Below are 14,075 nucleotides of genomic sequence, written 5' to 3'. Positions count from 1 at the left end.
TTTAGCTAAAGCTAAATAATTTTTTAAGTTGATTATTATAATACATTTTAGCTCAAGTTATTTCCATTAAAGCTTAATAATTTTACTGCTTGTATAATCCAAAAGCTGAGATGGTTGGATTTAATCGTGATGAGAGAATTCGCAAACGAACATCCTTTGCTTTAACAGGATTAAAACGCAATAACCTCTTGTAGCCCACAGTTGTGCCTTCGGTTGCCTTTTTCCATTTATTGCCTTCTTTGTATTCTAACACAAATTTTTCTATTCTCTGACCGATAGTTATATTTTCCTGAAGTGATAAAACATCAAAAGTTTGAGCTCTTTTTAAGGTAAGGGCTATCGTTGCGGTAGTATCTTTTGGTGATGCAATGTAATTGGTTTTGTAAATTCCATCTAAAATAGCCTTCCCATTTTTGCCGTTACTGGTTTTTACTATTGCACCTTTAGCCAAATTAGTTGCAAAGATTTTTTGACGTTTAGCGGTCCATTCCTTTAAAACCTTGATGTCGTTTTTATTGATTTGCCCGGTTTTGTCCGGCGGAACGTTTAATAACAGTACACTATTTCTTCCAACTGAAGAGAAATAAATATCCATCAGTTTATCTACACTTTTTATTTTATCATCTTGATCAGCATGCCAAAACCAACCTTCGCGGATGGACACATCCGTTTCTGCCGGATACCAAACCAAGCCTTTTGCTTTTAGGATTTCCTTCCTACTCCCCAGATCTTCTGCTGTTTTATCGCCAACTGGAGCAAAGGCTACGTCTTTTTGCGAGTTATCTGCAATTTTCTTTAACATGTTGTCATCAGCAGGAATTACACTCCATTCTGTTTCACGCCCGTAGCCACTTTCAGTTCCTACCCAACGCACATCGGGGCCCATAATTACAATGGTTGCCTCAGGTTGTAACTTGCGGATATGGGCATACCAGGCATCGAAATTATATTCTTGTTTTTTATCGTTTTTGCCCATGCCATAAGCGCCATCAAACCAAACCTCATCTACTTTTCCATATTGGGTAAGCAATTCTGTTAATTGGTTCATGAAATGTTCATCGTAAGGTTGCCCTAAACCATAGTTGGGATTATTTCTATCCCATGGAGAAAGATAGACTCCAAAACCAAGACCATATTCGTGGCAAGCATCTGAAACTTCTTTGACCACATCACCCTTACCATTTTTCCAAAGGCTATTTTTTACACTATGTTCGGTATATTTACTCGGCCAAAGGCAAAATCCATCATGATGTTTGGTTGTAAGTATTACTTGTTTAAAACCGGCCTCTTTCATGGTGCGTATCCATTGGCGGGCATCAAGGTTGGTGGGGTTAAAAACCTTTTCATCCTCTGTCCCATCACCCCACTCTTTATTGGTAAATGTGTTTACGCCAAAATGGAAAAATGCCGTAAGTTCTAATTGTTGCCAGCGCAACTGCCTTACCGATGGTGTTACTGTAGCCGCCTTGCGGATGATATCTTTATCACTATCGCTTGGTAAAATTGCGACTTGATTGTTTCCTTTATATACTTGAGCTTTTGCAGAAAAAAATGCAAAAGCAACTGCCATAGTTATGAAGAATTTTTTAAACATATTTGGTTATTAATTAATTGTAAATCTCACGAGGACAACCAAAGTAAAATCAAGTTAAATAGTAAAACACTAAAAATTGGGAGCAGCTCCAAAATCATCCCTAAGAATGGGCATGCTCCCTGACAGCATTCTGCCAAAATCTTTATGGTTATGGAGACTGGCTCACAAATCCTAAGTGAAAACCCCTTAAAGAATTTTAATATTTATGTTTCATAATAAATAACCTAGTAAGAAACCATTATATCTCCATTTATTAAGATGAAATCATAAAGAGTCACCTGAGATTAACCAAATACAAAGGCGAGCTCTTTACGGCACTAAAGTGCCAGATTGGATTTTTAACCCATATTATTATTCATTCAATATTTAAGCATACTAATTTGTAGCCAAGCACTGCTGTATATTGGGTGCTTAAGTATTTCTATGTCTGCTTTTTTAATATGCACCCAACTCTGCCATCGATAAAAAGATTCCATCCGCCATACTATTAAGCGCTGTAACCTTAAAATACCGAACATTATTAACGGGGATAACATCTACCATTTGTTTAGCATTGGTGGCTGTTAGTGTTATTGGGGTTAAATCTGTCCAAGTTATGCCATCACTACTAGTAGATATAATAACATTTTTTGCCCCGTCATAAGAGGAACCTTGCCTATCCATAATGGAGAAACCATGTATTGTTTTAGTTGAACCCATATCTATACTAATCCAATGAGGAAATTTAGGACTTGCTCCCTGCCATTGCGTATGCCAGAAAGTATTAATATTACCATCCAGCACATAAATTGCACGCCCGTTATTAGGACCTTCTCCGGAGGTTTCCTGTGAATCGAAACCCAGCACTTTCCATGCGCTTCTTTCAAATTCAGGATAAATTTTACTTTCTGTTTTAATAACAAAATAGGCTGTTTGCGTAGCTTTATCAACCTCATAACCACTTGTATTATTCAATATTACTTTTACTGGTATTGCATATAAGTGCCCACTTTCTATTTTCTTAGAACTAATGCTGAAACCAACATCTGCACTTGTACGTTTACCTTGCCCTATTGTGCTTGATTTTGTTGAAAAAACCAACACACTATCCGGTAGTGGCTCATAAATTGGCAAACCGGCTACTCCTCTTTTTAAGTTTACAGTATTAAGCCCCGTAAAGTCTAACGAATAGTTTACTGATATATCGTTTGTAGCTGTTGTACTTGCATCCACTAAGGAAGCGTTAACAACAAAATTATATAAGCTATCCGGTTGGCCGAAGGTTCGCTTAGTCACTGTTGTTATTTGAGGATTGATGCGACCATCTGCATCTAATTGAGTAAATGCTTGTAATATCCCTACCGATTTGTTGCTTTCGGGTTCAGGCAAAGTGGTTTCATTTTTTTTGCAACCGGAGAAACCAACCAAGCCAATTAATGCAAGGTTTAAAAAAATCTTTTTCATTATCCTATTATTTATGAAATGAAGAATTAATGTTTAACTATTTGGAAGGATTCATGACTTGGATCGCTTCTCTGGTGTATCGCCATTTCGGTATATGATTATAGTCCCGACTCATTCTATAAGCACCCACACCGATACCACCCTTACCGTCTTTTACAAATTGAGCATATTCCAACAGGTTTTTACTTGCCTTCGCATCTTCTCCTTTCACATCTTCACTTATTCCGTCAGGATATATAAACGAATCGCCGTTAACCAAAAAAATCAGTTTTTCACCGCCGTACATATTTACCAATGCAGGCAAATTTTGTACACCGGTACCTGACCATGCACGGCTACCTGTTGTGTAAGACTGAAAAAGGATATAGTCGAAATTTGATTTTAAAGGGAGATAAACTCTATCAGGACTTAATGCGCCACCCAGATAAGCAACATCGGTATCATACGTAAGCATTGGCTTCTTGCCATCGGCACCAATAATACAATTTGTACAATTCGGGCCAAAATACTTCGCCATTGCTTTTAAGAAATTAACAGTATTGGCCGCCGGAACATCACCCCCCATAGCCCCTGCTTCAATATCGAAATCTATTCCGTCCCATTTATTTACGTAGATATATTCGTAATATTTATTTTTAGCATAGTGATTGTAAGTGCTCGTAGATGTCGGAGTGTTTGGATCTATGTTCGGATCCGGAACGTAACCGGGTAATTTCGTATCCGGATCTTTAGCTGAACCATCGAAATAAGCTGCACTAGGAAACTCTGTTCTAATAATTTTAGTTCCCTTGGCTTGTAATGCTCTCCAGTGAGCAGGGTCAGTATCGTAGCCTGTAAATAAAAACACCATATCCAAACTATCCGGCTGATTAGCCAAGTTCACAGCCTCTTGAGGATCATTCCCGTCACCTACTACAAAGCCCATCGAAATAAAATGATTACTTTTTTTGTATGCTCTTAAAGCGGCGTTTTTAGCTTCTAACGAAGCATCGACAGGTGCTGACGGCGGATCGCCAATAATGTTTAAATCTTTAATATTATCTTTTTTACAGGAATTCAATAGGGCTATAAGAGAAAAAGCAAAGCCAACTCCCATGATTTTTTTCAAAATATTTTTCATATCTTTCTAATTAATAGGATTTAGAATATGTTAATTTCTGCGTAAAAGCAGTAGTTGGTATTACCGTAGGTTTCTGTAACTGTTATCTTAAAATATCGAGCTGATTGCACTGTCGGAAACGTGAGTTTAAATGGTGCAGATCCTGTGCTGATATTATTAAATGAACCTGCAGGTGTCCAGGTGGTTCCGTCACTACTTACTGATACGTCTATTTTTTTTGGCACACCGGATGATGCACCTTGCCTGTTGGTTAACACAATGCCTGCCATAGGCTGTACTCTTTTGGTATCTATAGCGATATAGTGAGGCAAACCGGGAGATCCACCCTGCCACTGTGTATGCCAAAAAGTATTCACGTTTCCATCAATCGCAAATTTTGCAAAACCATTATTAGGCCCCTCCCCTGAAGTCTCTTCAGAATCGACACTTAGTATTGACCATGGGAATGGGTCAATCCCTTTAATTACAAAATAAACTATCTTGCTTGAAGTACTAAAACCGGAGCTGGTTGCCCGAATAGGCACAATATACAAATGGCCCAATTTTATTTTTGCTGAGCTGATACTAAAAAACACTTCATCAGTACTGTATGTTCCGGTTTTAATTATTCCGGTTTTATTTTTGAAAGTGAAAATACTATCGGGTGCTTTTTCATAAACAGGCCTGTTAGAAGATACTTGTCTGTAGTTAAGTGAATCCAGGGTAGAATAATCTAAGGTAAAAGTTACCGGAATATCAGTAGAGGCCACACCCGCCTTAGAGAAAAGACCCTTTACTGAAAAGTTATATAAACTATCGGGGCTTCCCGGAATTCTTTGTTTAACAATTGCTTGTTTAAGCGACCCATCAGTTTCAAATCCGGCAAATGCAGGATCTTGCCAGGTGGTTACCTGTGCGCCATCTAAAACAGGATAAGTGGCATCTTTATCTTTTTTGCAACCTGCTATGGTTAGCACCGCAATAATAGCAGGAAACAAAATGTTATATATTTTTTTCATTTGGTTAGTTTTTAATTATTCAAGAAATTAATTACTTTTTATCCCACCATAATTTGGTCCCGCCGTTATCCGGCCCACCTAACAAACTGATTGCTTTCTGCACTTCGGCCGCATTGGTTGAATACTCCTGATCTGTAAAAGGTAAGCGGCGAATAAATCCGGGTATCAATCCCCCTGAGCGATTATTTAATACAGGAAATATTTTTGGATAACCTGTTCTGCGGAACTCAGTCCAAGCCTCTTGTCCATCGGGAAAAATACTAATCCATTTTTGGGTAATAATTCGTTCCAGGTTGCGTTCGAAACTGTCACCAGCGTTCCATTTTATAGTGATGGTACTTTGTGCAGTTATGCTTTGAGCAGGCGTAACAGGATCTGCATAAGCCGCCGGTAAACTGGTTGAGTTCGAAATATAGGCATTTGCGCTTCCAACATTTCGTTGTGCAAACGAGGTGGCTATACCTGTTTCATAAAGCGATTGGGCAGTGCCATTCATATTCCACCCTCTTAACGCACCTTCAGCTCTTAAAAAAAACATTTCGGCAGCCACCATCCATTGTATAGGGGTTGATGCCTGAATATTTAATTGAGAAAATGCGCTATAAGACGGACGTTTGGTGTCATCTTCATTACCATTACGAATACCGCGATATGGCGTTCCTGTTGTAGTTGATGGAATATAGTAACTTGCCAAACGCGGATCGTTGTAGCCTTTAAGGATGGATTCTGCTGATGCACCCATTCTGATGTCGTCGTAATCTTTAACAATAACCGGAATAGGATTATTTACAGTAACGCCGTTGGCCGATTTAACCATGGCATTATCAGCGTTATCAGTCATTACCCCTGCTGCAACCGCTTCTTCAGCCTTTTTCTGTGCCAAAGCTGCATCTACATAAACCAGGCGCATAGCTAATCGTAATTTAAGTGAGTTGGCAAATTTTATCCATTTGGATATGTCTCCACCAAAAACTAAATCGAATTGCCTCAATCGCGTTTTTGTTACAGCATCAGCTGTTGCTGAGAAATCTTGAAGGGATTTAATAGCGCCGTCAAGATCAACAAAAAAAGCATTGTAAACTGACTGTTGAGCATCATAAGGTGTGCCAAAAGCAACTGTACCAACTTTGCTATATGGTATTGGGCCGTAAACATCCGTTACCCTGTGCAAAGATTCTACCTTAATGATAGTTGCTACTGCAATAAAATCAGGATAATTTGATGCACGTTGTTTAATTGCAGCCCATGAAGCAAATACATTATAACCAATATTAAATGGTTCATGGTTCCAACTTGGTACGAGGGCATAATTGGCATTATTTAATCCGCTATTAAATGCATGTTGCGTACCCATATATCCAGAAAAAATATCAGCATTAAGGTTTTGTCCAACTTGATAGCTATTCACATCTGTAGGAAAAACAGTTGTTTGCATTTGTGGCAAATAACCGCCAATATTTTTATAGTCTATACTGTAAAGTGAATCCGTTAATTGTTTGGGATTGGTGGCATATAAATCGAAATTTTTCTTACATGCACTTTGTACAAGCACCAATATTGCCACTGCAATGAATAAGATGCTTTTGTTTATATTTTTCATTTTTAATTTCATGATGGATATAGATTAAATTAAAAATTAACTTTTAGGCTTAATCCAAAACTGCGCAGTGAGGGTTGGTTGAAATAATCGAAAGCTTGGTAACCATTACCGGTACTAGCTGTTACTTCAGGATCGAAAGGGGCTTTTTTGTAGATCATCCATAAATTACGCCCAATCAAAGAAATCTGAATGCCTTGTATCCTGTTATTAAATACTTTAGCAGGAAAAGTGTAGCCTATTGAGGTTTCACGCAAACGGATGTTGGTAGCACTGTAAATATATTGAGAACCGATAGTAGCTGCCCTGTTGAAATAGGTTTGAGCAGGAATGAGCTTATCATATATCTGCACACCTCCGTTGTCACGGGCATCTGCTGTTCTTTGGGTTACACCATAAATATCCATTGTGCTTTCGGTACCGGAGCTTACCTGTCCGCCAATACGAAAATCAACTAAAAAGTTTAAGCTGAAGTTCTTGTAATTAAAACTGTTGCTGAAGCCCAATAAATAATCGGGATTAAAATTGCCGAGTTTTACAGGTTCCTGTGTTGCCATTGGCAAACCATCTGCATCAACAATAACATTTCCATTCGCATCTTTTTGAAAATCACTCCCATAAATATCACCATAAGATCCTCCAAGTCTTACCTGTGTGTATCCCAAATCAAATTTATCTTGAACAGTAGTAATACCTGTATTCGGATCAGTTACGTTCAGCATCTCCAATACCTTATTGCGGTTAAAACTGAAGTTAATTGATGGGTTCCATTTAAGCGCTCCAAAGTCTGCCTGATAGGCCAAACGTGATTCAATACCTTGGTTGCGAATGTTTCCCGCATTTATAAAACGCGTATCATACAATGAACCTTTATCAGCATTTACTGTAAAAAACTGGTTGTAAGTATTCGTGTGATAATAGGTAACACTGAAACTGAGTTTGTCTTTCATAAAACGTAAATCAGTTCCTATTTCAAAAGATTTGGTAAGCTCCGGCTTTAAATCTGTAAAGGGCTCATTTTTAGAAACACTTGCCTGTCCGTTAAAAACATTATAAGTTGTAATGGTTTTATAGTTTGGTACAGGATTACCTACTTCGCTATAAGAAGCACGCATTTTAGCGAACGAAATAGCCTCAGGCAAACTAACCATTTTACTCACAATTGCATTCAATCCAACAGAAGGATAAAAAAATGATTCGTTTGGCGTATTTGCCAGTTGAGAGGCCCAGTCGTTACGAGCTGTAGCTTCCAAAAACAACATGTCTTTGTAACCCAATTGACCGCTAAAGAATACCGCCTGCAGTTGCGTGCGGTCGTTTACATCTTTTAAATTTACCTTAGTCAGATTTAAATTTGTGGCACTAAAGAAATTTGCAAAATTTAGTAAGTATCCATTATCATACCCTGTTTGAATATACTTGCTATCCAACAAACTACTTCCCAAAGTTGCTGTTACAGATAAATCGTTAAACTTTTTATTAAAATTTAATAACAAATCGGCATAAGTTTGTGAGTTCGTCGTTTGCGCATAATCATAACGCCCGTTTTGTTTTCCATCAAAACTATTTAATAAACATCGATACCGCCGGCATCATATTTTTGATCGTTGATGTCGTTGGTACGATCAATTTTGACTCTTCCTTGCAGATTCAGCCAATCCGTAAAATTGTATTTCAATGTAGCCGATGCCATGAAACGATTTCTGTTCTCTGTGCTTAGATCTTTATTGGCTACGTAATAGGGATTACGTTGGCGTTCGTTGCCTAAACCGTAAGGAAAGTATTCCTGAAAGAGATTTCGGGTCGGGTTATAATATTGATAATTTTCTAAAGCAGCGAAATCTCCTGTTCTGGGAAAAGTGAATAAAGAGATAATCGGATTTTTATACTGTCCTTGGCCAGGCCGGTTATTCACCCTTTGATTAATGTAGCTAACACTTACATCAACATTTAATTTATCATTAAAATAGTTTGTACTATTCCGTGCTGTAAAATTATAGCGATTAAATTTATTGCCGGGTATAATGCCTTCTGCATTTACACTCGCGGCCGAGAAATAACTTTGGCTTTTCTCATTCCCAACCATAAACGAAACGGAATTATTGAAAGTTTTTCCGGTGTTGAAGAATGATTTAGGATCAAAAATACTTGCTTGTTTAGGGCCCCAGCTAAATAGTGATGGTGTGCTAGTTGTACTAGGGCTTTGACCATATTTATTTTGAAATTTAGGTAGGATAAAGGGATCTTCCAAGGTTACATTTGAAGAAAAAGATACCTTTGGCGCCCCTACTTTACCTTTTTTGGTTGTTATTAAAATTACGCCATTAGCTGCCTGTCCGCCATAAAGCGCAGCCGCAGAGGCACCCGATAATGCAGATATTTCTTCGATATCATCAGGATTGATGTTAGATATGCCATCGCCACCATCCCCCCCACCGAAAGGATCGCCAGGTTGGCCTGAAAACAAATTTGGTAAAGGAATACCATCTACTACATACAATGCATTATTATTTTGTGATATAGATTTATTGCCTCGAAAAACTGCTTTTGTTGAACCACCCAAACCAGATGCACTTTTGTTAATGGTTAAACCAGCCACTTTACCTGTTAAACTGTTTATAAAACTTGGGTCTTTTACATCATTCACGGTTGACCCGTTAAGTCTTTGAACATTATAAGTTAGGGATGAAGCTTCTCTCTTTATACCTAATGCTGTTACTACCACATCACTTAAGCCTTGTGCAGTTTCTTTGAGGGTTACATTAATGATTGCATTATCCCCAACAGCAATTTCTTGTGTGGCATAACCCACGTACGTAAAAATTAAAATATCACCTTTATTGGCAACAATACTGTAAGCCCCATTTGCATCTGTTTGGGTAACGGTACTTTGTCCCTTTACAGATACGCTTACCCCAACCAGAGGTTCTCCCTTTTCATCTGTTAGTTTCCCTTTTATAGGCAGAAATGTCTTTTGAATCAGTAAATTTCCTTCATCTGTTTTTCGGTTAATTACAATGGTATTTTGGGCAATAACGTAATTAAAAGGTTGGTTGATAAAGAAATCATTAAGTACCTCTTCAACAGATGCATCTTTAACTTGTAAATCGACGGGCTTGGCCTGCTGCAATATCTTCGAATCGCAAAGAATACTATAGTTACTTTGCTTTCTAATTTCTTTCAGTACTTGCTTGAGGGATATTTTTTTTTGAGAAAGGGTAATCCTTTGTCCAAAGCTACTGGCACTTACTTGAAGCAGTGCTGTAATCATAATAACGATGACGAGTTTCATAATTCGTAAAACCTGATCGCGTAAGGCAGAGTTTCTCCTGCTTTTACGAAGCGTAGAAAATTTCATACATTTGAAATGTTTTGGGTTTATATAGTATTTGGTCAGTTAAAAATATTGTATCCAATTACCCAGACATTTTGCCTTTCGGCAATCATCCGGCAGCGTTGCAACCGCTTCCGGATTTTTTTTGGATAATCCTGATGTTTGGTAAAGCTTATGGCATCACAATTACCCTCCTTCCATCAAGCTTGAAATGTACCGTTTTTGTTAGTTCGAGGGTTTTTAGAACCTCCGATATATTTTTGAATCGGGAAACATTGCCCCAAAGCGCATCTTTTGTTACGGCTCCCTTATATTCTACATCTACATTATACCATCTTGACAGCTTACGCATAATGCTTTCTATGTTTTCATCTTCGAATAAGAAATATCCATTTTTCCAGGCAATTGCATCGCTGGCGTCAACATCCATTACTTGAAGTTTATTGTTGCTTTTATTTAAGTTAGCTTGCTGGTTTGGCTTAATTAATGCCGAGTTGGCCTTATTATATACTTTTACCGAACCCTCCAGCAGAGTTGTTGACATCGCTGCCTCATTGTTGTACGCCATTATATTAAAGTGCGTACCCAAAACCTCAATTGTATTGTGGTTAACTTCAACCTTGAAAGGCATTTTCTTATTTTTGGCCACCTCAAAGTAAGCCTCTCCGTTTAATTGTACCTTACGTTCGTTGCCTTTAAATACAGCTGGGAAACGCAATGATGATGCTGCATTTAGCCATACTCTGGTACCATCAGATAATAGCAAAGAGTATTGTCCACCAATAGGTGTTTTAAGTTCATTAAAAAAAACTTCCTTTTCTTTCAGGTCATTTGTACCTGCATAAATCAATTGATTGTCCTGTGTTTTGGTAATTTTTGTTCCAGCCTGTTTGGCCACCTCTCCATTGGCCATCACTTCATCTAAAACAACCTGGCTTCCATTTGCAAGGGTTAATATGGCCTTATTGCTACCAGGACCAATATCAGTTTTAATTTGAGCGTGTTGCCCTTGGTTACGAGTTGATTTTGTTTGATTAAAATAATACCACAGCCCAGTTGAAATAAAGAATAAAACAACTGCAGCCGCGGCATATTTGAGCAAACGTAATTTAGGTTTCGTGTGATGTAGGGTATTTTGAGTAATTTTTAGCTTTACTTTCTGAAATACTTCCTCTACTGCTGAATCGATGCCAGGACCATCTTCATAGGGTTGGCCAAGTTGTTTTTCAATACCATTTTTTAAACGGTCTGCATTTTTATCATTTTCGAAATGCTGTAACAAATGCTCCAATTCTTGCGAAGTGCATTCGTTTTTTGAAAACTTAATCAACAGTTGCTCTAAAGCATCCATAATATCTGGTTATATAAGCTAATACGCTTGTGAGAAAAACAACAACTAGTTATTGGTCAATTATTTTTTAGAAAACATCTAAATAACTGATAATCAGTAATAATAAATTTATTTTAGCTGATGGAGAAAGGAAACAACAATGAGTGTAATCGCTAAATCACTATTACGATATAAAAATTCTTTAACTAGCTTATTGGCTTTTACCATGTGATTATTAATGGTAGAGATAGAAATACCAAGCTGTTTGCTTATTTCTTCGTGAGATAAACCTTCTATTTTACACAGTTGGTAAACCTGACGGCTTTGAGGTGGTAATGTATTGATTGCCTGTGCCAGACAGGCACTCTTTTCTTTAAAGCTAATATCCTCTTCGGTATGGCTGTAAAGCTCTACGCTTCTGGATATCATTTCCGTCATCAATTTTTTATCCAGCGATACCTTTCTGAAGTAATCATATACTGCATTCCTGGCTATCGTAAATAGAAAAGATTTAAACGATTTTGTAGTGTCGATCGCATTACGTCTTTCCCAAATTTTTAAGAAAAGATCTTGCAAAAGTTCTTTGGCCATTTCGCTATCTTTTACCAATCGTAAAATATTGGCATAAAGCATTTTACTATACCTTTGGTATAATAAATCGAAAGCTGAATAATTTCCATTTTTAAGCTGCAGCAGCAGCAGCAAATCCTCATCCCTTTGTTTGGTTAGCTGTTCGCTCATCATAAGCTAATAAATACAGTTTATATTACATTAACCGTATGGGATGATTACAGCTAATATTTAAAGATATAATTTTTTATATGCTTATTTACATATTATAAAGTATTAGATTAATCTATGCTTGAAGTTTCTTTAACGGGCTTGCCAATTACCTTATAATTTCCATCGCCTTTTAAAATAGCCAGCATTTGATTTTGATTACTGAACAGTGCTTTCGCCGCTGCCAATTCTTTATCGTACTGAAAGCTTTGTTCAATCCTGCCTTTTTCATAAAAATATCTGCTTACAATCTGGGTTTCTAAAACACGCTTAATTTCTGATTTATGAGTTGCCAAATCTGTTTTCTTGGAAGAAGTTAACTTGTATTTTAAATTTTCCAAATCGGCTTTAACTTCGGTCGATTTGTTTTCCTTTTCGGCTTCAATACGTAAATCGGAGAGCAATCTTTCTGTACGGCTTTGGTAGGTTAAATCTTTATCGGCTAAAGAACTTGCGAATGCGGCATAATCTGCATCAGAAATTTGAAATGTTTTTGCTGAAGCTAGGCTTGGTTTTTCCTTTCTGTATTGATTTGCATAATTAAAAAATAAGCTTTTGTTGATCATGGTAATTGTTATCGGACTTAATTTTGCCTGATCCACTACCACATCTGGATAAACGCCATTGCCGCTGTAAACATTTCTACCGGATTTGGTTTGGAACATGGTGATGGTAGAATCTGCAAACCGCTCCGCAACACCATCAGCATTTTTATGTGCATAATCTAACTTTTGGATACATCTGCCTGATGGGGTATAATATTTGGCAACCGTTACCTTAACCAAGCTGTTATAAGGAAGATTAAAAGTTTGTTGCACCAAGCCCTTGCCATAGCTGCGCTGGCCAATTACAATAGCCCGATCCAGATCCTGAAGGGAGCCGGCAACAATTTCCGAGGCCGAGGCCGAACCTCCGTTTACCAATACAACCAGTGGAACGGTTGATGAAACTGGTGCAAATAAAGTTTTATAGGCAATTGTTTTTTCTGCATTCTTGCCTTTTTGCGTTACAATTAACTGATCCTTATTAACAAAAAGATTCACAATTTTAACCGCCTCTTGAAGAATTCCGCCACCGTTATTTCTTAAATCGAGCACAATTCCTTTTGGGTTTTCTTTGTTAATTGCGAGTAGCGCATCTTTAACTTCCTGACCAGAATTTTCTAAAAACTTATCGAGTTTAATATATCCGATTCCGTCGCCAACCATTCCCGAATAAGAAACATTTGGTTGTTTAATTTCATCGCGAATTAACTTTTTGGTAAGTTCCTTTCCTTCTCGAAGCACAACCAAATCTACCGGTGTTCCCTTTGGGCCACGCAATAACTGACTTATTTGAGCTCTATCCTTTCCACGAACATCAATCGCATTAATTTTTATGACCTGATCGCCAGGTTTAATTTCTTGTTTATTCGCCGGATAACCTTCGCTAACCTCGTTAACAAACAATTTTCCATCGATAAAAAGTGTGCTTGCGCCTATGCCACCGTATTGGGTGCTTACGTATTTTAGGCGGTAATCTTCGATTTCCGATTCGGGAACATATTCTGTGTATGGATCCAAACTATCCAACATGGCATCAATGCCTGTTTTCATTAATTGTGGTGCATTGGTTTCATCCACATAATTAATATTGATTTCCTTGTAAAGGGAAGCGAAAATATCGAGGTTTTTAGAAACTAGAAATAAATCTTCTTTGAAAGAGAAAGATAATATGGCGATGCCGAATGCACCAACCAAAAGACCGTATTTAATTTTTTTCATGCTCCTTTTTGTATTATTGTTCCGCTTGGGCTTTTATTAAGTTAATCTTAAAGATTATTTAATGAAAAGTACAAGGTAAATGTACAAAAAGAGATAAAGATTAAAAACAGCTTATC

General features: G+C 37.5%; 10 protein-coding genes. All 10 read right to left on the bottom strand.

Features of this window, described 5'->3' with window-relative positions; all coding sequences use genetic code 11:
* Positions 1 to 82: 82 nt before the first annotated feature.
* The 10 genes from DF947_RS07315 to DF947_RS07270 all read right to left on the bottom strand — a co-directional run bounded on the left by DF947_RS07315 (position 83) and on the right by DF947_RS07270 (position 13,959).
* Positions 83 to 1,594: an alpha-L-fucosidase gene (locus DF947_RS07315; protein WP_109929039.1), complete on the bottom strand. Its 1,512-nt coding sequence runs from the start codon at positions 1,592 to 1,594 to the stop codon at positions 83 to 85.
* 435 nt (positions 1,595 to 2,029) lie between these two features.
* Positions 2,030 to 3,037, bottom strand: coding sequence for a discoidin domain-containing protein (locus DF947_RS07310; protein WP_109929038.1), 1,008 nt, complete (start codon positions 3,035 to 3,037; stop codon positions 2,030 to 2,032).
* Positions 3,038 to 3,074: 37 nt separating this feature from the next.
* The gene (locus DF947_RS07305) at positions 3,075 to 4,157 is read right to left on the bottom strand and encodes an EndoS/ChiA family endoglycosidase (RefSeq protein WP_109929037.1); all 1,083 of its coding nucleotides are present in this window, start codon (positions 4,155 to 4,157) and stop codon (positions 3,075 to 3,077) included.
* A gap of 20 nt (positions 4,158 to 4,177) precedes the next feature.
* Positions 4,178 to 5,155, bottom strand: a complete 978-nt coding sequence (locus DF947_RS07300; protein WP_109929036.1) for a discoidin domain-containing protein — start codon at positions 5,153 to 5,155, stop codon at positions 4,178 to 4,180.
* 31 nt (positions 5,156 to 5,186) lie between these two features.
* Positions 5,187 to 6,755 (bottom strand): RagB/SusD family nutrient uptake outer membrane protein, encoded by a 1,569-nt coding sequence (locus DF947_RS07295; RefSeq protein WP_109929215.1) that lies wholly within the window; start codon positions 6,753 to 6,755, stop codon positions 5,187 to 5,189.
* 29 nt (positions 6,756 to 6,784) lie between these two features.
* Positions 6,785 to 8,248, bottom strand: coding sequence for a SusC/RagA family TonB-linked outer membrane protein (locus DF947_RS07290; protein ID WP_109929035.1), 1,464 nt, complete (start codon positions 8,246 to 8,248; stop codon positions 6,785 to 6,787).
* A 71-nt stretch (positions 8,249 to 8,319) separates the two neighbouring features.
* Positions 8,320 to 10,110, bottom strand: coding sequence for a SusC/RagA family TonB-linked outer membrane protein (locus DF947_RS07285; RefSeq protein WP_109929034.1), 1,791 nt, complete (start codon positions 10,108 to 10,110; stop codon positions 8,320 to 8,322).
* A 148-nt stretch (positions 10,111 to 10,258) separates the two neighbouring features.
* Positions 10,259 to 11,437, bottom strand: a complete 1,179-nt coding sequence (locus DF947_RS07280) for a FecR family protein (protein WP_109929033.1) — start codon at positions 11,435 to 11,437, stop codon at positions 10,259 to 10,261.
* Between the two features lie 108 nt (positions 11,438 to 11,545).
* Positions 11,546 to 12,160, bottom strand: coding sequence for an RNA polymerase sigma factor (locus DF947_RS07275; protein ID WP_109929032.1), 615 nt, complete (start codon positions 12,158 to 12,160; stop codon positions 11,546 to 11,548).
* A 107-nt stretch (positions 12,161 to 12,267) separates the two neighbouring features.
* The gene (locus tag DF947_RS07270) at positions 12,268 to 13,959 is read right to left on the bottom strand and encodes a S41 family peptidase (RefSeq protein WP_109929031.1); all 1,692 of its coding nucleotides are present in this window, start codon (positions 13,957 to 13,959) and stop codon (positions 12,268 to 12,270) included.
* Between the last annotated feature and the right edge of the window lie 116 nt (positions 13,960 to 14,075).

The organism is Pedobacter paludis (genome assembly GCF_003173575.1).
In the GTDB taxonomy this organism is placed as follows: domain Bacteria; phylum Bacteroidota; class Bacteroidia; order Sphingobacteriales; family Sphingobacteriaceae; genus Pedobacter; species Pedobacter paludis.
The sequence above is the reverse complement of the archived record's forward strand: the minus strand, read 5'-3'. Positions and strand labels throughout refer to the sequence as shown.